Source organism: Streptomyces sp. NBC_00503 (assembly GCF_036346895.1).
Taxonomy (GTDB): domain Bacteria; phylum Actinomycetota; class Actinomycetes; order Streptomycetales; family Streptomycetaceae; genus Streptomyces.
Genome location: NZ_CP107855.1, coordinates 7,453,859 through 7,472,413 on the forward strand (window position 1 = coordinate 7,453,859; position 18,555 = coordinate 7,472,413).

The window sequence follows — 18,555 nt, forward strand, 5'->3', positions numbered from 1 at the left end:
CGGACGCGAGCCCCGGGCCGGCGGACGCGACCCGCCGCCGTCCGTTACTCGAAGCGGGTGGTGTCTCCCGCGCCCCGGCGGACGATCTCGGCCTCGCCGCTGGAGAAGTCGATGACGGTGGTGGGCAGCGTCCCGCACTCGCCGGAGTCGACCACCATGTCCACGACGTGATCGAGCCGGTCCTTGATCTCCCAGCCCTGAGTCATCGGCTCGCTCTCGCCCGGCAGCAGCAGCGTGCTGGACAGCAGCGGCTCGCCGAGCTCGGCCAGCAGGGCCTGGACCACCACGTGGTCGGGGATGCGGACGCCGACCGTCTTCTTCTTCGGGTGCTGGAGCTGGCGCGGCACCTCCTTCGTGGCCGGCAGGATGAAGGTGTAGCTGCCGGGGGTGGAGGCCTTGATCGCGCGGAAGACGTCGTTGTCGATGATCACGAACTGGCCGAGCTGCGCGAAGTTCTCGCACACCAGGGTGAAGTGGTGGCGGTCGTCGAGCTGCCGGATGGACCGGATCCGGTCGACGCCTTCACGGTTGCCCATCTTGCAGCCCAGCGCGTAGCAGGAGTCCGTCGGATAGGCGACGAGCCCGCCGGAGCGGATGCTGTCGGCAATGCTGCCGATGGTCCGGGGCTGGGGGTTATCGGGGTGTACGTCGAAGTACTTAGCCATCCGACGAGCCTACGGGATCCAGGGGTTCCGGCATCCGGACCGGCAGGCGCGACCGGCAGGCGTGATCATCGGTGGCTCCACCAGGGAACGGAACGGCGCGCGGCGACATCTGGATCCATGTGACTCTGACAAGCAATTCGCTCTTCTTCACGACCCTCTTCGTCACGGCGTTGATGTTCGGGGCCGTCGTATGGCTGTGGCCGCGCCTGGCGCGGCAGGGATGGCGCCAGGTCCTGGGCCGGATGGGCCTGGTCCTCGTCGTACAGGTGCTCACCCTGTCGGTCATCGGCCTCGCGGCGAACAGGAGCTTCCTGATCTACGGCTCGTGGACGGAGCTGGCCGGACTGGAGAAGCCGGCTCCCATCAGCCAGGATGCCGGCGGGAACTCCGCCGTCAAGGTGATCGACCGGCAGAAGCCGGACGTGCCCGGCGGAGCGAACAAGCTCCTGGGCGGAGAGATCGAGAAGGTCATGATCCAGGGGGAGCGGTCCAAGATCGCCACCCCGGCCTACGTCTACCTGCCGCCCGAGTACTTCCAGAAGGGGAACGAGAAGCGGGTCTTCCCCGCCGCGGTGGTCCTCACCGGCTTCCCCGGCACCGCGGAGAACCTGATCCACGGTCTGCGGTACCCGAAGACCGCGTGGAGCCTGGCGAAGCACAAGAAGACGAAGCCGATGATCCTGGTGCTGATGCGGCCCACCGTGGCCCCGCCGCGCAACACCCAGTGCGTCGACATCAAGGACGGGCCGCAGACCGAGACCTTCTTCGGAACGGACCTCCCCAAGGCCCTCACCGGCGCCTACCGGATCGGCGCCTCGCCCCGGAGCATGGGCATCATGGGCGACTCCACCGGAGGCTACTGCGCCCTCAAGGTCGCGCTGGAGCACCCGGAGACCTACTCGGCCGGCGTGGGCCTGTCCGCGGACTACGCGCCGGAGATCGACGGGGAGTCCGGTGACCTCTTCCACGGGAACACCGCCGAGGAGAAGCGCTCCGACCTGCTGTGGGCCCTGGACCACCTGCCCCAGGGCAAGACGAACTTCCTCGTCACCACCTCGCTCCAGGGCGAGTCGAACTACCGGCCCACCCAGAAGTTCATCGCGAAGGTGAAGGACCCCGCCCGGGTCTCCTCGATCACCCTCGACCACGGCGGGCACAACTTCAAGACGTGGAACCGCGAGATCCCGCCGTCCCTGGAGTGGCTCAGCGCCCGCCTCACCACCGAGTAGCGGGGAGCCCCGTGACCCGTGACCCGTGACTGGTCACCGGTCACCGGCCGCCGTCATACGGCGGTGAGCGTGGCCGGGGTCGGACCGTCCGGGCGGACCGTGATGCTGTACGCGGCCTTCTCCGGGACGGAGCGGAAGGCCGGGGTGTAGGCGGGCAGCAGGTGTTCGAGCAGCACGGTCGACTCGCGCAGGGCGAACTGGAGGCCGAGGCAGGCGCGCGGCCCGATGCCGAAGGGCACGTACCCGCCCGCCACCGCCGGGCGGCCCCCGGCGGTGGTGAACCGCAGCGGGTCGAAGCGCTCGGGGTCCGGCCACAGTCCGGGGTCGCGGTGGGCGAGGTAGGGGCAGACGACCACATCGGTGCCCGCCTCGACCGCGTAGCCCGCCAGGGTGTCGTCCTCGATGGCGTGCCGGGGCAGGATCCATGCGGACGGGTACAGCCGCAGCGTCTCGTTGACCAGTGCCTGGATGGCCTCCCGCCGCTCCGGCGAGCCCTCGCCGCCCGCCGCGAGGGCCTGTTCGCGGGCCGCCGGGTTGCGGTCCAGCAGCAGGTACAGCCAGGTCAGGGTGGTGGCGGTGGTCTCGTGACCGGCCACCAGCAGGGTGACCAGCTCGTCGCGGATCAGCCGGTCGGTGTACTCGGGCCGCTCGGCGGAGGCCTCGACCAGCAGATGCAGGAGCCCCGGCCCGTCGGGCCCGGCGGCGCCGCGGCGGGCGGCGGCGATGGCGTGCTCGGCGACGGCGTCGATCCTGGCCAGATCGGCGGCCACGGCCTCCCCCGCGTCGGCCGAACCGGCGGGCAGCGTCGGCAGGGCGGCCACCACGGCCGCGACGGCGGCCAGTTCGCGTTCGGTGTCCGCGTCGAGGGGATGCCCGGTCAGCGAACGCCAGATGGTGTCGAGGGCGAAGCGCCGCATCTCCTCGCCGACGTCGAGGAGTTCACCGCTACGGGCGTACGCGGCCCAGCGCCCGGCGGTGGTCCGCGCCGCCCCGGCGATCCGCTGTTCGTAGCGGCGCATCCCGGTCCCGGTGAACTGGGACTGCAGGAGCCGCCGTTGCCGCTTCCACGCCTCGCCGGTCGCGGCCAGCACACCGTCGCCGATCAGCAGGCGGGCGCGGTGCGAGCGCTTGACGTACCGGTCCGGATGCAGGGCCAGCACGTGCTGGATGGCCTGCGGCGAGGTGACCAGCACGGTCGGCCGCTCCCCGGGCCCCTCCCCGAGGCGGAACGCGCCGACGCCGCCGACCCGCCCGCACACCTCGGCCAGCAGCTCGACCAGTTCGCCTCCACCGGCACGCCACCGCTCGACCACGGCGGGATCCAGCTCGGGAACCGGGGGCCCGAGCGGTGCCGGAGGGAGGTGTTCGGGACTGGCTTCGACGGCCATCGGGTTCCCCTGTTCGTCCGCTGCGTCTGCTCCCGCCGGTCCCGCCGGTCCTACCGGTCCGATCGGATCCAGCGGATCCACCGGGTCGGCGGCAGCACGGACTGTACGGGAACGGGGCGAACGGGGAACGCCCGATGGCCGGTCTTCGGCCAAGCCCGAAGTCTGCTGCTCCCGGCCTCCGCTGGGCCGTGCGGGTGTACCCCCCGGCCCGCCTCCGGGGCGCGGCGGGAAGCGGACCCTTGGATGGGGTGGTCCGGGGGATCGTGGTCAGGGGCCGGGGCGCGCGATCGGGAAGGCGTCGGCTCCTGAGGAGTGGAGATGGGACCGTTGGCGGCGAACGGGGCATGGGACGGACTGCGCCGCAGCCAGACCGGACTGCTGCTGGCCGCGGTGCTGGTCGGCGCCGGTGCGGGACTGGGCGCGGTGGGCTTTCGATGGCTGATCGAGGGCGTCACCAAGGTGCTGTCCGGGCACGACGACTACTCCTCGGCGGGCCACGCCCCCAACCCCTACGTCCCGTGGCTCGGACTGTACTTCGTCCTGCTCGCACCCGTGGTCGCGGGCGCGATCTACGGGCCCCTCGTCTACCGCTACGCCAAGGAGGCGCGCGGCCACGGCGTACCCGAGGTCATGTACGCCGTCGCCCGCCAGGGCGGCCGGATCGCGCCCCGGGTCGCCGTGGTGAAGTCGATCGCGTCCGCCCTGTGCATCGGCGGTGGCGGTTCGGTCGGCCGCGAGGGCCCGATCGTGCAGATCGGGTCCGCCCTGGGATCCACCGCGGGAGCGGTCCTGCGCATGGACGAGGAGCGGATGCGGCTGATGGTCGCCTGCGGTGCCGCCGGCGGCATCGCGGCCACCTTCAACGCACCCCTGGCCGGCGTGTTCTTCGCCATGGAACTGATCCTGCGCGACTTCACGGCCCGCGGCTTCGGCATGGTGGCCGTCTCCGCCGTCACCGCCAGCGTGATCGGCCGCGCCGCGCTCGGGGACGAGCGGTTCCTGGACCTGACCCCGGTGGGCGTGGACCACGTGGCCGCGTACGCCCTGTACGTACTGCTCGGTGTGGTGGCCGGAGCCGTCGGGGTGCTCTTCACCAAGGTCCTGTACTGGGTGGAGGACATCTGCGACGCCGTCTGGCACGGGCCCGAATGGCTCCGCCCGGCCGTCGGCGGGCTGCTGCTCGGTGCCATCCTGCTCGCGCTGCCCGAGATGTACGGGGTCGGCTACCCGGTCCTGGGCAAGGCCGCGGTGGGCGGCTACGCCGTCGGATTCCTGCTGGTGCTGCTCGTCGGCAAGATCGTCGCGTGCAGCGTCACCATCGGAATCGGCGGCTCGGGCGGCGTGTTCGCGCCCAGCCTCTTCGTCGGGGCGATGCTCGGCAGCTCCTTCGGGCAGACGATGGACCACCTGGCGCCCGGAGTGACCGGCTCGGCCATGACCTACGCGGTCATCGGCATGGGCGCGGTCTTCGCGGGGTCGGCCCGCGCTCCGATCACCGCCGTCATCATCATCTTCGAGCTGACCGGCGAGTACGGGATCATCCTGCCGCTGATGGCGGCCATCGCGGTCGCCACCGGGGTCAGCCACGCACTCAGCCGCGACACCGTCTACACGGCCAAACTCCGCCGCCGCGGGGTCGACCTCGACCTGACCGGCCCCGCCGCGGTCGAGGTCCGCACGGCGATGGGGCCGCCGCCGCTCCCGCTGGCCCCCAACACGCCCTTGCGCGAGGCCGCCGCGGCGATGATCACGGCGGGCGCGGGCCGCCTCCCCGTAGTCGACGCCCACGGCCGCTACGAGGGCTCGGTCGGCGCACAGGCCCTGGCCCGAGCCCTGGCCGAGACCCCGTACGAGGACGCGTCCGGGGAGGAACCCGTGCAGTCGGTAAGGGAGTTCCCGCCGACCCTGCTGGCCGGCCAGTCCCTGGCGGAAGCCCTGCCGCTGCTCGCGGCGAGCGACAGCGAAGGACTCGCGGTCCTGGACGAGGAGGGCCGCCACCTCCTGGGCTGGATCTCCCACCGCTCCGCGCTGCTGGCGCTCCACCCCCAGCCCTGAGGCCGACCAGGTCGAAGACTCCTACAGCCTGCCGGGTTCCGGCTGGTTGCTCACGCGGATGACGACCCGCCGGGTGTGCGGGCGCGCAGGCGGTTCGAGGCCAGGACGAGTTCCTCCGGTACGAGCATCTCGGCCAGGACGAACCGCCCCAGCAGGCCCTGGGGCCCGGTGATCACCAGGACGTGCCCCTCCGCGGTCAGGCGCAGTTCCCTCCACGGATGGCTCCACTGCGGCAGATAACCGAACTCCCACAGCTGGAGCCGGCGGGTGGTCGTCGTCAGGGAGTAGGACGTGTAGTCCTTCTCCTTGAGGGGCGGTGGCGGCGTAGCCCCGTCGGGGACCAGCTTCACCCGGTACTCGTTCAGTTCCATCTCGCCCGCGTCGAGCGTGGCCCTGCGGACCTCGTCCTTGGTCCCGGACCGGTGGGCGGTGACGGCCCCACCAACGCCTCCCATGAGGCCGAAGGTGAGGCAGAGCGTCAGGTTGAGCCACCAGGGCATGTGCTCCGTACCGTCCAAGGCGATCGGAACGACGCCGACCGCGCCGAGGATCCCGCCCCAGACCGTGCCGCGCCGCACACGTCTACGGCGTGCCACGTCCGCCTCGCCCGCTGGTGCCCCTACGACCGTCCCGTCCATTTGCTCCCCGTCCCCCGCAGCACAGTTATCGCTGCCCGTCAACACCGTACGTCAGAGCGGCAGTTCAGCGACACGATCTTCCAGGAATGCCATAGGGAGGTGGATGGGAAGGCCCGGAGGCGCAGACGAGCGGGTCGCGGGCCCGAGGGGGTGGCGGGCGTCGCGGTGCGATCACGCGGCCGGGAGCTGCTCCTTGACGCGGCGGATGATTTCGGTGCGCTGGCCGGAACGGAGCGGGCCGGGGCAGGCGTGGGCGCCCCAGGCGGCTCCGCCCATGGCGTGCGTGCCCAGGCCGGGCCGGTCCGGGCTGTCGCTGATCGCGGGCGGCCAGCCGTGGGCGCCCGCGCCCCACAGGTAGATCCGGGAGACGGCGGCCACCTGGGCCTCCGTCAGGGCCCGGGTGGTGAAGCCGGAGGTTTCGACCGAGGCCCAGGAGCCGTTTCCGTCCACCTGGGCCCAGGCGCGGTCGAGTACGGAGACGTACTGCTCCGTCTCGCCGTCCTGCGAGACCCAGAAATGGGAGGAGGCCTTGATCCCGGGGGTGCTGAACCGCTCGTGCAGGGAGCCCTCGCCCTCCTGGACGTGGAGGACGAGCCCGCGCTGCGCATCGCGCTCGCCCACCACGAAGTTCCGCTCCAGCGGCTTTCTGATCACCCCGGGCATCCAGCCGGAGGCCGCGGAGGCGGTGGACGAGGCCAGGGGGTCCCCGGAGGGGGCGCGGTCGTCGCCGTCGCGTCCCGGCCCGTCGGCCCTGTCGGGCCTGGCCGCCAGCAGGGTCCCGGCGGTCGCGACGAAGAGCAGTGCTCCGCCCCTGGTCAGCAGGCGCCGCCTGCCCGGATTCGAGGGGGCGGGTTTCCTGTGGTTCATGAACGGTATCCGGCTTCCTGAAGGGCCTCGCGCGGGGGAGGAACGATTCTTCGGGAGCCGCGTGATGGGGATGTGATGCGAAGATGATCGTTTGATGACGGTGCGAGGCCGTCCGGCCGTGACGAAATGGTCATCTTGTGCGCACCGCTCGCGCACATCCGATGCGGAGACTGGCGGCTGATCGAGAACGGCACGAGCAAGGCGGTGTACGGCATGACGGCGGTACCGGTGAAGGGCAAGGAGCCCGACGCGGCGGCTACGACGGCGGCGGACGGGGACACACCCACACCGACGTCCACGCCCGCGTCTACACCTGCGCCCGCCGAGACGACCGAAGTTGCCGGTGCCCCTGCCGTCCCCGGGCCGGGGAAGAACCCGGAGCCCACCCCGGAAGCCGAACCCGTGGAACAGCCCGACGCGGCCCCGTCGGCGGAGCCGACGTCGGCCGCGAAGCCGGAGGCGGGGCCGGGGCCCCAGCCGGAGCCGGTCAAGGAGCCGGAGCCGAAGGGGAAGTCGGAGCGGGAGCCCGAGTCAGAGCCGGCCGCGGAGCGGGAGCTGAAGGCGGAGCCTGAGCCGGCCACGGAGCTGGAGTCCGAGCCCGAGCCCGAGCCTGCCGCGGAGCGGGAGCTGAAGGCGGAGCCCGAGCCGAGGGGGGAGCGGGAGCCCGTACCCGTGCCCGCGTCCAAGCCGGAGCCAGCCGCGGAGCGGGCGCCGAAGTCGGAGCCGACCGCGGAGCCCGATCCCGAGCCTGCCGCGGACCGGGAGCCGAAGCCGGAGGCCGTGCCCGAATCGGACGCGGAGCGGACGAGCACCTTCATCGCGCTCAAGGCGCTGGACGAGGACCCGCCCGCGCCCGTGTCTGGGCCCGCGCCCGCCCCCGTACGCGTCCCCTCCTGGGCGGCCGTGCCGGCAGCCGCGCCGGATCCTGTCCCCGGTCCGGCCCCGCAGGCATCCGCCCCGCAGGCCACCGCCGAGCAGCCGCTGCCTCCGCTCGACCTCCTCGCGCAGCTCACCAACACCCCGCCGCCGCCCGAGACCGCGGCCCGTACCGCCGCCCGGCGGGTCCGGATCTGGGTGCCGCTGTTCCTGCTGCTGGCCGCCGTACTCGCCGTCGTGCAGGCGCTGCGCCCGGTGCCCGCGGCGGCACTGGTCGGCGGGGATGCCGCGTCGTCCGTCACCCTCGACGGCCGTTTCGACGTGCCCTGGCCCGAGAAGGGTCAGGCCGCCGTACGGGTGGCGGGCGCGGGCGACGTGGGGACCTTCGGGGAACAGAAGCCGGTGCCGACGGCCAGCGTGGCCAAGGTGATGACGGCGTACGTGATCCTCAAGGGCCACCCGCTGAAGAAGGGCGAGGCCGGCCCGTTGATCGAGGTCGACGCCAAGGCGGTGGCGGACGGTACCTCGGACAGCGAGTCCCGCATCGAGAACCTGGCGGTCGGCAACCGGTTCAGCCAGCAGGACATGCTGAAGATGCTCATGATCCCCTCGGGCAACAACATCGCCCGGCTGCTGGCCCGTTGGGACACCGGCAGCGCCGACGAGGCCGCGTTCGTGGAGAAGATGAACGCCGAGGCGAAGGCGCTCGGCATGGAATCCACCACCTACACCGACCCGAGCGGGCTCGACGCCAAGACCGTGAGCACCGCCGTCGACCAGCTCAAGCTGGCCGAGGCGGTCATGCAGATCGACGCGTTCCGCGCGATCGTGATGCTGCCCAGCGCCCCGATCCCCGGCATCCCGGATCCGCTCATCAACAACAACGGCAACCTGCTGCTGTCCCCGCTCAGCATCAAGGGCATCAAGACGGGCTCCAGTTCGGCGGCCGGCGGAACGCTGATGTGGGCCGCCTACAAGACCGTGGGCGACAAGACCCCGATGATCCTGGGCACGATGCTCGACCAGCACGTCGCCGGGGCCGACCCCAACGGCGCCAACAGCCTGATCCTCGTCAAGGAGAACAGCAAGAAGGTCATCGAGGCCGTCCGCGAGGCGCTGGCCTCGGCCGGCGTGGTCAAGAAGGGGCAGGTCGTCGGCTACGTGGACGACGGACTCGGGACCCGTACCCCGGTGGTGGCCACCAAGGACGCGGCCGTCGTGGCCGTGCCGGGCCAGAAGGTCGGGCTGACGCTGGCCGGGGGCGAGAAGGACGTTCCGCACGAGGCGAAGGCGGGTACGGAGATCGGAGTGCTGACCATCGGCACCGGGCCCGGCGCCCAGCAGATCCCCGTGGCCCTGGGGACGGACCTGTCCGGACCCTCCCTCGGCGCGAAGCTGACGCGCCTGCGCTGACGCCACGGCGTCATCAGGCAGGCGGAACCCCCGAAGACTGCCGTACTCCGGCAATGTGCAGCGCCCCCCGTGCTTGCCACCATGGCACCGGGGATCCCCGGCCGCTCCAGGCCGGGGACGGGGGAGGGGACGCAAGGTGGACGAGTTCCGTGATGCCGCGCTCGGCTTCCCGGCCGCGTTGTTCACCGCCGCGCTGGTCGTGGTCGTCGCCTTCTGGCTCCTCGTCCTGCTCGGCGCCGCCGACCACGGCAGCTTCCACGGGCACGTACACGTACATGTACCCGGGCACGGGCACGCCGGATCCGGCGGGAGCGCCCGTACCGGCGCCCGCGGCATCGGCGGGGTGCCCGTCACGGTCGTGGCCTCGCTGCTGATCACCATCGCGTGGTTCATCAGCTTCACCGGCTCGGTGCTCGTCCGCCGCTCCGGCGCTTCGGGCGTCGCGCGGACCGCCCTGGACCTCGGGGTGCTGGCCGCCGCCCTGCTGCTCGCCTGGGGTCTGACCCGGCTGCTGGTACGCCGCTTGCAGGCGCTCTTCCCCGACCATCCGCCGCCCTCCCGGCTCGACTTCATCGGCCTGACCTGCACGATCCGGACCGGATCGGTCTCGGGGCGGTTCGGCCAGGCCGAGGTCGCGGCGCAGGACGGTTCCACCGCCGTGGTGCAGGTCCGCCAGCACGGGCAGGACGTGTTCGGCTCCGGGAGCACGGCGCTGCTGTACGCGTACGACGAGGAGGGCGAGTTCTTCTGGGTCGCGCCCTACGACCCTGCACTGGATCCCCGTACCGCGGGCTGAGTCGGCGGACCGCGCGCCGCATTCGAACGAACCTCATCGCACCTCCATCGCAAGGACGTCACCATGGATGCCATCTCCCTGGGCATCGGCGTACTCGTCGCCGTTGTCCTGCTCGTCTCGGTCGTGCTGCTGCTGGTGGTCAGCAGGCTGTTCCGCAAGGTGGAGCAGGGCCGGGCGCTGATCATCTCCAAGACGAAGCGGGTCGACGTCACCTTCACCGGGGCCGTCGTCCTGCCGGTGCTGCACAAGGCCGAGTACATGGACATCTCGGTGAAGACGATCGAGATCCGCCGCACCGGTCGGGAGGGGCTGATCTGCCAGGACAACATCCGGGCCGACATCCACATCAGCTTCTTCGTCCGCGTCAACAAGACCGTCGAGGACGTCATCAAGGTCGCGCAGTCCATCGGAACGGCGACCGCGAGCGACAAGGTGGCCATCCAGGACTTCTTCGCCGCGAAGTTCTCCGAGGCGCTGAAGACCGTCGGCAAGCAGCTCGACTTCGTCGATCTGTACACCAAGCGCGAGGAGTTCCGCGACCGGATCATCTCCGTCATCGGAACGGACCTGAACGGCTACCACCTCGACGACGCCGCCATCGACTTCCTCGAACAGACCCCGATGACCCAGCTGGACGCCGCCAACATCCTTGACGCACAGGGCATTCGGAAGATCACCGAGCTGACGACCATCGAGCACGTGCGGACGAATGAGTTCCAGCGCACGGAGGAGAAGGAGATCACCCGACAGAACGTCGACGCCCGGGAGACCATCTTGGAACTCGAACGGCGCCAGGCGGAGGCCGAGATCAAGCAGCGCCGTGAGGTCGAGACGCTGCGGGCCCGCGAGGAGGCCGCCACCTCCAAGGTGCAGGAGGAGGAACGCCTGGGCGCCCAGGGCGCGTTCCTGCGCACCGAGGAGCACCTCGGGGTGCAGCGCGAGAACCAGGCGCGCGAGATCACGGTCGCGCAGAAGAACCGCGAGCGCGTCATCGCCGTCGAGAACGAGCGGATCGAGAAGGACCGCATGCTCGAAGTCATCGCGCGGGAACGGGAGACCGCCCTCTCCTCGATCGCCAAGGACAAGGAGGTGGAGGCGGAGCGCCGCGAGGTCGCCGAGGTGGTGCGCGAGCGGATCGCGGTGGACCGCACGGTCGCCGAGCAGGAGGAGTCGATCAAGAAGCTCCGGATGGTCGAGGAGGCGGAGCGCACCCGGCAGGCGGTGGTCATTGCCGCCGAGGCCGAGGCGCAGGAGCGGCTGGTCAAGGACATCAAGGCGGCGGAGGCGGCCGAGTCCGCGGCCGTCCACCGGGCGGCGGAGCAGATCACCCTCGCCGAGGCCCGGCTGAAGTCCGCCGACCTCGACGCACGGGCCAAGCTGCGGCTGGCGGAGGCCGTGCAGGCCGAGTCCGCCGCCGAGGGGCTGGCCGCCGTACAGGTCCGGGAGAAGGAGGCCGACGCCATCGAGAAGTCCGGGCGGGCCGAGGCCCAGGCGATGGAGGCGAGGATGAAGGCGGAGGCCGAGGGAATCCGCGCCAGGGCGCTCGCGGAGGCCCTCTCGATCGGCGAGAAGCTGAAGGCGGAGGCGCAGGGTCTGACCGAGAAGGCGGCGGCGATGGCCGCGCTGGACGAGGCCTCGCGCGGGCACGAGGAGTTCCGGCTGCGGCTGGCCGCGGAGAAGGAGGTCCGGCTGGCCGGCCTCGACGTGCAGCGGGGGCTCGCGGAGGCGCAGGCCATGGTGGTCGCGGCGGGGCTGGAGAAGGCCGAGATCAGCATCGTGGGCGGGGATTCGGTCTTCTTCGACCGTCTGGTCTCCTCCATCTCGCTCGGCAGGAGCATCGACGGGTTCGTCCAGAACTCCGACACCGCGCGGAGCCTCGCCGGTTCGTGGCTGGACGGCACCCATGACTTCACCGAGGACCTCACCCGCGTGCTCGGCTCCTTCTCCACGGCGGACGTGCAGAACCTGACGGTGTCGGCGCTGCTGGCCAAGCTCGCACAAGCAGGGGGCCCGACGGCCCCCCGGCCCTCCGAGCTGCCGGAATCCCAGGCCGGGCCGGCGCCCGCCTCCCCCGCCGCCGCGGGCCCCACCGCCCTCAACGGCTCGACGAGGGCCTGACCCACCCGCCTCCGGGCTGACCCACCCCGCCTCCGGGCCGGCCGGACCCCGCCGGGTCCGGCCGGCCCCCGACCCGCCGGCGCAGCGCCCCCGCAGGAGTCGCACATGACCAGCACGTCCCCCCTGGACGCGGGCACCTACGAGGTGCTGCGCGACCGGCTCGCCGTTCAGGGCGGCGAGCTGGCGCGGCGCGCCGAGGCCCTCAACGCCCGCCGGATCGAGGAGTTCGGATCCTCCGGCCTCGCCCTGGAATCCACCGGCCGCCTGCGCACCGAACTCCCTTGTACGCCCCGGGACATCGTGGCCGTCGGCGACATCCTCCTCTTCGGCTACCACGCCTCCGCCGCCGTCAAGGGGGAGACCGCGGTGTCGGCGGTGTCGGAGGTCTTCGCCCTCCACGACCGGGAACTGAACAGGCTCCCCGACGACGCCGTCCCCGGCCTTCTCGACGACCCCGATTTCCTACGGGAGTTCGCCGCCCTCCACCGCTACTACCACCAGGCCCGCCTGCTGCGGCTGCGCCGCCTGGACGGCAGACTGCTCGCCGTCTTCCGCACCGGCGACACCGCCGAGGACATCCGCGTCCTGCGCTGGGCCCTGGACACCGAAGGCGGAGCCCGGTTCCTCGACGCCCGCGGCGAGCGCGACCACGCCTACCCGCCCTCCCACGACCACGACTTCGAGTGGACCGCCACCACCCGCGCCGACCACGTCCTGGGCCGCCACCCGCACGTCTCCATCGGCGCGGAGCTCTACGTCTCCACCGTCGGCGGCGCCCTGACCGTCAAGACCGAGGACGACACCGAGACCGCGGAGGGGATCCACAGCGAACCGGTCGACGAACCGCTCCAGTCCCTCGCCGACGCGGACATCGCGTACGCCAGGGTCGGGCCGCTGATCCTGCTGCGCGTGCGCCCGTACAAGGAGGAGACCGACCGCCACCTCGTCTTCGACACCCTCACCCGCGAGATCGTCCGCCTCGACGCCATCGGACAGGCCGCCCGACGCCTCCCCGAGGACCAGGGGATCGTCTTCCCCGGCGGATACCACCTCGCCACCGGAAACACGAGGGGCACCGGCGCCACCAAGACCTTCGACATCGACGCCGCGCTCCTCGCCCCCCTCCGGTTCGAGCGGACCGTGCGCTCCCCCAACGGCGAGGACCTGCTGTACGTGTTCCAGCCCCGCGGCGGCGGCCGCGGCCTGCTCCTCCCGTACAACGTGATCCGCAAGGAGGTCGCCACCCCGCTCACCGGCCACGGCCACGCCCTCTTCGAGGACGGCACGCTGTTCGTCCTGCGTGCCGACGGGCAGGAGCCCTCCCGCGTCCACCCCGTGCAGCGCTGGAGCACCCCGTTCGTCTCCGACACCTACGCGGCTTCGCGCCCCGCCGCCTCCGGAGCAGTGGCCCGCGTCGGCAACGCCGACCTCGTACGCGGCATCTCCGACTGCCTCTCCATCGCGGGAGCCGCCGCCGGGACCACACCGACCACCGGCGTGTACGAGAGCCTCGTCGCCGCCTGCGTCCGGGCCGGCGACCAGCACCACTGGCTGGACGAGCCCGAACTCGGCGATCTGCGGGCCCCGCTCGAGGAGGCCCGGGCCACCGCCGAGCAGGTTCTCGCCGAGTTCGAGACCGTGCTGACCCTGACCCGCCAGGCCGCCGACGCCCTCGGCGAAGCGGCGGCGCGCACCGCCTCGCTGGTCCGCAGGGCCCGCGGCGAGGCCCCTCGCACCACCGGCGACTGGGTGGAGCGGCTCACCGAACTGCGCCGTGCGCACGGGCACGTGCTCACCCTGAAGGAACGGCGGTACGCCGACCCCGACGCCGTGGACGCCCTCGCCGCCGGCATCGAAGGCGACATCGAGGCCTTCGCCCGGCGCGCCGTGGCCTTCCTCGCACGGGAGGACGCCTTCGCCGCGCACCACACGGAAATCGGTCAACTCACCGCGGACGCCGGGGCGATCGCCACCACCGCCGAGGCGGCCGGGCTCACCGCCCGGCTCGACGCGCAGATCGAGGGCCTGGGCACCGTGACGGAAGTCATCGCCGGGCTGGACATCGGCGACACCACCGTCCGCACCTCCATCCTGGAGCGCATCGCCGAGGTGCTCGGCGGGGTCAACCGGGCACGGGCCGTCCTCGACGCCCGGCGCCGCGAACTGGTGAACACCGAGGGGCGGGCCGAGTTCGCTGCGGAATCCGCCCTGCTGGGGCAGGCCGTGACGGGCGCGCTCGCCGCCGCCGGGACCCCCGAGGCCTGCGACGAGCAGCTGTCCCGGCTGCTGCTGCGCCTGGAGGACCTCGAATCGAGGTTCGCGGAGAGCGACGAGTTCCTCGCCCGGCTGGCCGAACGTCGCTCCGAGGTCCACGAGGTCCTCTCGGCCCGCAAGCAGACCCTTCAGGACGCCCGCGCCCGCCGCGCCGAACGGCTCGCCGACTCCGCGGCCCGGGTCCTGGACACCGTCGCCCGACGGGTGGCCGCACTCGCTGACGGCGACGCCGTCAGCACGTTCTTCGCCTCCGACCCGATGGTCTCCAAGGTCCGCCGCATCGCCGCCGAACTGCGTGAACTCGGCGAGCGGACCCGGGCCGAGGAGCTCGACGGCCGCATCACGTCAGCCCGCCAGGAGGCCGCCCGGTCCCTGCGCGACCGCACCGAGCTCTACGCGGACGGCGGCCGGACCCTGCGCCTGGGCCGCCACCGCTTCGCCGTCAACACCCAGCCCTTCGACCTGACCCTGGTCCCGCAGGGCGACGGACTGGCCTTCGCGCTCACCGGGACCGACTACCGATCGCCGGTCACCGAACCGGAGTTCGCGGCCACCCGCCCGTACTGGGAGCGGTCGCTGCCCTCCGAGAGCGCCGGGGTCTACCGCTCCGAGTACCTGGCGGTGCGGCTGCTGACCGAGCGGGGACCGGGCGCGCTGGCGGGGGCCGACCTGACCGCGCTGGTGCGGGCGGCCGCCGAAGCCGCGTACGACGAGGGCTACGAGCGCGGGGTCCACGACCACGACGCCCTGCTGATCCTGAACGCGGTGCTCGCCCTGCACGCCGACGCCGGGCTGCTGCGCCACCCGTCCGGAGTCCGGGCGCGAGCACAGCTGTTCTGGGCGCACCGGGCGAGCGCGCAGGACCGTACTCGGTGGACCAGCCGGGCGGTCCTGCTCGCGCGGGCCCGGGACACCTTCGAGGGGCCGGTCCCGGCGATCGCCGAGCTGCGGGCCGAACTCGCCGCAGCCATCGGCGGGTTGGGTGCCGAGGGAGCGGCGGCGTACCTCTTCGACGAGCTGTCGCGCGATCCGGCCGCCGGGAGCGGGGGCTTCGCCACCAGCGCGGGGGTCCGGACCCTGCTGGACAAGTTCCGGCGCTCGGTGGGCACTTCGGTGTACGACGAGGGCCTGGCGGCGCTCGGTGAACTCGCCGACCGCCGCCAGGCGGTGGAGGCCTGGCTCGGCGCCTACACGCGGGCCGCAGGGGAGCAGATCGCCCCGGGGGACCTGGCCGAGGCGGTCGCCGTCGAACTCTGCCCCGACCTGCCCCGCTACGACGTGGACGCGCCGCTGACCGCGACGGTCGACGGACTCCTGGGGCGCCACCCCCGGATCACCGGCCGCTCGCTCACCGTGCGCATCGACGACCTGCTCTCCCGGGCCGGTGAACTGGCCGCCGGAGCTGGGCAGTTCCGCGACTACCAGCGCCGCCGCGCGGCCCTGGTCGCCGGTGAGCGGGTCCGGCTGCGGCTGGAGGACTACCGGGCGAAGGTGCTCTCCTCCTTCGTCCGAGGCCGCCTCGTCGACGAGGTCTGCCTCCCGCTGATCGGCGACAACCTGGCCAAGCAGTTGGGCACCACGGGGGAGGGGCGGCGGACCGACAGCAACGGCCTGCTGCTGCTCGTCTCCCCGCCGGGGTACGGCAAGACCACGCTGATGGAGTACGTGGCCGACCGGCTCGGGCTGGTCCTGGTGAAGGTGGACGGCCCGGCCCTCGGGTACGGGGTGACCTCGCTCGATCCGGCGCGGGCGCCGGACGCGACGGCGCGCCGGGAGGTCGAGAAGATCAACTTCGCGCTGGAGGCCGGCAACAACACCCTCCTCTACCTCGACGACATCCAGCACGTCTCGGCGGAGCTGCTGCAGAAGTTCATTCCGCTCTGCGACGCCACGCGGCGGATGGAGGGGGTATGGGAGGGCGAGCCGCGCACCTACGACCTGCGGGGCAAGCGGTTCGCGGTGTGCATGGCGGGCAATCCGTACACCGAGTCGGGGGAGCGGTTCCGGATCCCGGACATGCTGGCCAACCGGGCCGACGTGTGGAACCTCGGCGATGTCCTGACCGGCAAGGAGGCCGCCTTCGCGGCCAGCTTCGTGGAGAACGCCCTCACCTCCCACCCGGTGCTCGCCCCGCTCGCCGGACGCGACCGCGCCGACCTCGAACTGCTGGTCCGGCTGGCGGCCGGGGACCCGGCCGCAGGGGATCCGACGGCCGTCGCGGACCGCCTGTCCTACGGATACGCTCCGGCCGAACTGGAGCGGATCCTGGCCGTGTTGCGGCTCCTGCTGGCCGCCCGGGACGTGGTCGTCACCGTCAATGCCGCGTACATGGCCTCGGCGGCCCAGGAGGACGCCACCCGTACGGAACCGCCGTTCCGGCTGCAGGGCTCGTACCGGAACATGAACAGGATCGCGGCGCGGATCGACCCCGTGATGAACCCCGCCGAGCTCTCCGCCGTCATCGACGACCACTACCGGGCCCAGGCCCAGACGCTGACCGCGGGTGCCGAGGCGAACCTCCTCAAACTCGCCGAACTGCGCGGCACGTTGACGCGGGAGCAGGCGGCGCGCTGGAGTGCGCTCAAGGCCTCGTACGCATCGGTTCGTCCGGGGCCGGGCGGGTCCTGACCGGCAGGATCCGAAAGGGACGGCCTACGCCGCCGGGCAGCGGGTCCCGGTTCCGCCCGCGTCGGCGCCCGCGTCGGAGCCGCCGGTCCCGGTGTCCGGAGCGGTGGCGGACGCGGCGAGCGTGACGTCCAGGCCGAGGCCCGCGCTGGTGGTCCGGGCGCCGGTGAGCCGGACCCCTTCCGGCAGGTCGTCGATGGTCACGGTCCGGGGAGCGAGCTGTTCGGCCAGGCCGCCGGTGCCGGGCAGGGACTTGAGGCTGCTGATCGACAGGTCGCGGCCCAGGGCGGAGACGGTGGTCGGCGTGATCGTGACGCTGTTCGCCGTGGTGCTGGTGCTCGCGTGGACGGTCACGGGAAGGCCCAGGCCGCCCACCGTCCCGGTGAAGGTCAGACCCTTCGCGTCCGCGCCCACCTTCAGGCCGGAGGTGCCTTCGCTGCCCTGCCCGGATGCGGCGAGACGTTTCTGCAGTTCTCCGTAGGTGACGGTGGCCGTGGCCCGGCCGCCGCCCACGCCGCCGTCGCGCGTGACGTCGTAGAGATCGGCCTCGACCGTCATGTCGGTGTCGGAGCGGTGTACTCCCTTCGCCTCCAGGTGGAGGGAGCCCACCTCGCCCGAGAGCGCGCGCAGTCCGGCGAAGGTGCCGTCCAGCTCGGCGGTGACGGGGCCTTCGGCCCGCAGGCGGCAGCCTGCGGCCCGCGCTATCCGGTCCTGGGCGCTGTGTGCGACCACGACGTCGGTGATGCAGACCGCGGCGGCGAGGGCGGCGACGGTCCCCACGGTGACGAGCACATGGGTGCGCCGGAACTTCGTGGCGGGCTTTGCGGCGGGCTTCGTGGCGGGCTTTGTGGCGGGCTTCGTTGTGAGCTTCACTGCGGGGCGGATCCGATCTGCTTCAGCATCCCGAAGGCCTCGAGCAGGAGGTGGGACGGCGGGGAATCGGTGACGGTGCCGCTCGCGCGGCGCCGGCGCTGGGTGCGCAGGACGGCGCGTACGGCGGACAGCGCGGCGCCGGAGATCACCGCGGCGCGCAGGTCCGCGTCGGGCGTCCCGGCGGGGAGCCGGGCTTCGACGATGAGGGAGAGCCGGTCGTCGAAGTCCGTGAAGATGTGCACGAGCTGGGCGGCGACGGCGCGTTCGGCGCCCTCGATGGAGTGGGTCAGCGCGGTGAGGCTGGACGCCGCGAAGGGGGCGACCGCCGAGATCAGGGCGTTGCAGACGGCGTCGAGCGGGGCCTCGTCCGGGGGGCGCCGGGCCAGTTCGGCCTCGACGTACGCGAAGAGCTCGATGCTGTCGGGCAGGAGCAGGGCCTCTTTGCTCTCGAAGTAGCGGAAGAAGGTCCGCTCCGAGACGTTCGCGCAGGCGGCGATGTCCGCGACCGTGGTGCCCGCGAAGCCGTGCTCGGCGAAGAGCGCGGCGGCGCCCTCGCGCAGCAGCGTCCGGGTCCGCTCCTTCTTGCGCTCGCGCAGTCCGGATTCGGCTTCCGCTTCGGGGTCGGGCGGATCTTGGGTCATGGCCGCAGCCTAGCAATGACGTCACCTCTGTCAATTGTCACCCACGACAATTGTCAGTCCTGACATTTTCTGCCAAGGTGCCTCGTGTCAGTCCTGA

The 18,555-nt window shown here is 72.3% G+C and carries 12 protein-coding genes; 6 read left to right on the forward strand and 6 right to left on the reverse strand.

Translation table 11 applies throughout. The annotated features are described in order from the left end of the window. Nucleotides 1–44 precede the first annotated feature (44 nt). The gene (locus tag OG490_RS33970; RefSeq protein WP_330300113.1) at nucleotides 45–665 is read right to left on the reverse strand and encodes an L-threonylcarbamoyladenylate synthase; all 621 of its coding nucleotides are present in this window, start codon (nucleotides 663–665) and stop codon (nucleotides 45–47) included. A gap of 119 nt (nucleotides 666–784) precedes the next feature. On the opposite strand from OG490_RS33970, the gene OG490_RS33975 reads away from it, so the two are divergent. Further along, complete coding sequence (locus tag OG490_RS33975; protein ID WP_443065907.1) at nucleotides 785–1,894, forward strand: alpha/beta hydrolase; 1,110 nt, start codon at nucleotides 785–787, stop codon at nucleotides 1,892–1,894. Nucleotides 1,895–1,947: 53 nt separating this feature from the next. On the opposite strand, the gene OG490_RS33980 is transcribed toward OG490_RS33975, so the two are convergent. Further along, nucleotides 1,948–3,282, reverse strand: coding sequence for a cytochrome P450 (locus OG490_RS33980; protein WP_330300114.1), 1,335 nt, complete (start codon nucleotides 3,280–3,282; stop codon nucleotides 1,948–1,950). Between the two features lie 318 nt (nucleotides 3,283–3,600). Here OG490_RS33980 and OG490_RS33985 point away from each other — a divergent pair, with 318 nt between their 5' ends. Continuing rightward, nucleotides 3,601–5,337 carry a chloride channel protein gene (locus OG490_RS33985; protein ID WP_330300115.1) on the forward strand — a complete coding sequence of 579 codons (1,737 nt, stop codon included), beginning with the start codon at nucleotides 3,601–3,603 and terminating at the stop codon, nucleotides 5,335–5,337. Nucleotides 5,338–5,387: 50 nt separating this feature from the next. On the opposite strand, the gene OG490_RS33990 is transcribed toward OG490_RS33985, so the two are convergent. After that, nucleotides 5,388–5,915: a hypothetical protein gene (locus OG490_RS33990; RefSeq protein ID WP_330300116.1), complete on the reverse strand. Its 528-nt coding sequence runs from the start codon at nucleotides 5,913–5,915 to the stop codon at nucleotides 5,388–5,390. Nucleotides 5,916–6,146: 231 nt separating this feature from the next. Next, nucleotides 6,147–6,842, reverse strand: a complete 696-nt coding sequence (locus OG490_RS33995; RefSeq protein WP_330300117.1) for a peptidoglycan recognition protein family protein — start codon at nucleotides 6,840–6,842, stop codon at nucleotides 6,147–6,149. A 126-nt stretch (nucleotides 6,843–6,968) separates the two neighbouring features. On the opposite strand from OG490_RS33995, the gene OG490_RS34000 reads away from it, so the two are divergent. The 4 genes from OG490_RS34000 to OG490_RS34015 all read left to right on the forward strand — a co-directional run bounded on the left by OG490_RS34000 (nucleotide 6,969) and on the right by OG490_RS34015 (nucleotide 16,947). Then, nucleotides 6,969–9,131 carry a D-alanyl-D-alanine carboxypeptidase family protein gene (locus OG490_RS34000; protein ID WP_330300118.1) on the forward strand — a complete coding sequence of 721 codons (2,163 nt, stop codon included), beginning with the start codon at nucleotides 6,969–6,971 and terminating at the stop codon, nucleotides 9,129–9,131. A gap of 136 nt (nucleotides 9,132–9,267) precedes the next feature. Continuing rightward, nucleotides 9,268–9,927, forward strand: coding sequence for a hypothetical protein (locus OG490_RS34005; RefSeq protein ID WP_330300119.1), 660 nt, complete (start codon nucleotides 9,268–9,270; stop codon nucleotides 9,925–9,927). Nucleotides 9,928–9,990: 63 nt separating this feature from the next. Beyond that, nucleotides 9,991–12,045: a flotillin family protein gene (locus tag OG490_RS34010; RefSeq protein ID WP_330300120.1), complete on the forward strand. Its 2,055-nt coding sequence runs from the start codon at nucleotides 9,991–9,993 to the stop codon at nucleotides 12,043–12,045. Nucleotides 12,046–12,150: 105 nt separating this feature from the next. Further along, nucleotides 12,151–16,947 carry a DNA repair ATPase gene (locus OG490_RS34015; RefSeq protein ID WP_330300121.1) on the forward strand — a complete coding sequence of 1,599 codons (4,797 nt, stop codon included), beginning with the start codon at nucleotides 12,151–12,153 and terminating at the stop codon, nucleotides 16,945–16,947. 24 nt (nucleotides 16,948–16,971) lie between these two features. Here OG490_RS34015 and OG490_RS34020 read toward each other — a convergent pair whose 3' ends face one another. Together OG490_RS34020 and OG490_RS34025 are read right to left on the reverse strand one after the other, a co-directional pair. Further along, the gene (locus OG490_RS34020) at nucleotides 16,972–17,817 is read right to left on the reverse strand and encodes an LmeA family phospholipid-binding protein (RefSeq protein ID WP_330300122.1); all 846 of its coding nucleotides are present in this window, start codon (nucleotides 17,815–17,817) and stop codon (nucleotides 16,972–16,974) included. Further along, the gene (locus OG490_RS34025) at nucleotides 17,814–18,458 is read right to left on the reverse strand and encodes a TetR/AcrR family transcriptional regulator (protein ID WP_330300123.1); all 645 of its coding nucleotides are present in this window, start codon (nucleotides 18,456–18,458) and stop codon (nucleotides 17,814–17,816) included. The genes OG490_RS34020 and OG490_RS34025 overlap by 4 nt, the downstream gene beginning before the upstream one ends. Nucleotides 18,459–18,555: the final 97 nt, after the last annotated feature.

Bases quoted from the DNA above. Each gene is read 5' to 3' on its own strand.
- OG490_RS33970 (WP_330300113.1), bottom strand. From the start codon at position 665: ATGGCTAAGTACTTCGACGTACACCCCGATAACCCCCAGCCCCGGACC.
- OG490_RS33980 (WP_330300114.1), bottom strand. From the start codon at position 3,282: ATGGCCGTCGAAGCCAGTCCCGAACACCTCCCTCCGGCACCGCTCGGG.
- OG490_RS33985 (WP_330300115.1), top strand. From the start codon at position 3,601: ATGGGACCGTTGGCGGCGAACGGGGCATGGGACGGACTGCGCCGCAGC.
- OG490_RS33995 (WP_330300117.1), bottom strand. From the start codon at position 6,842: ATGAACCACAGGAAACCCGCCCCCTCGAATCCGGGCAGGCGGCGCCTG.
- OG490_RS34000 (WP_330300118.1), top strand. From the start codon at position 6,969: ATGGTCATCTTGTGCGCACCGCTCGCGCACATCCGATGCGGAGACTGG.
- OG490_RS34010 (WP_330300120.1), top strand. From the start codon at position 9,991: ATGGATGCCATCTCCCTGGGCATCGGCGTACTCGTCGCCGTTGTCCTG.
- OG490_RS34015 (WP_330300121.1), top strand. From the start codon at position 12,151: ATGACCAGCACGTCCCCCCTGGACGCGGGCACCTACGAGGTGCTGCGC.
- OG490_RS34025 (WP_330300123.1), bottom strand. From the start codon at position 18,458: ATGACCCAAGATCCGCCCGACCCCGAAGCGGAAGCCGAATCCGGACTG.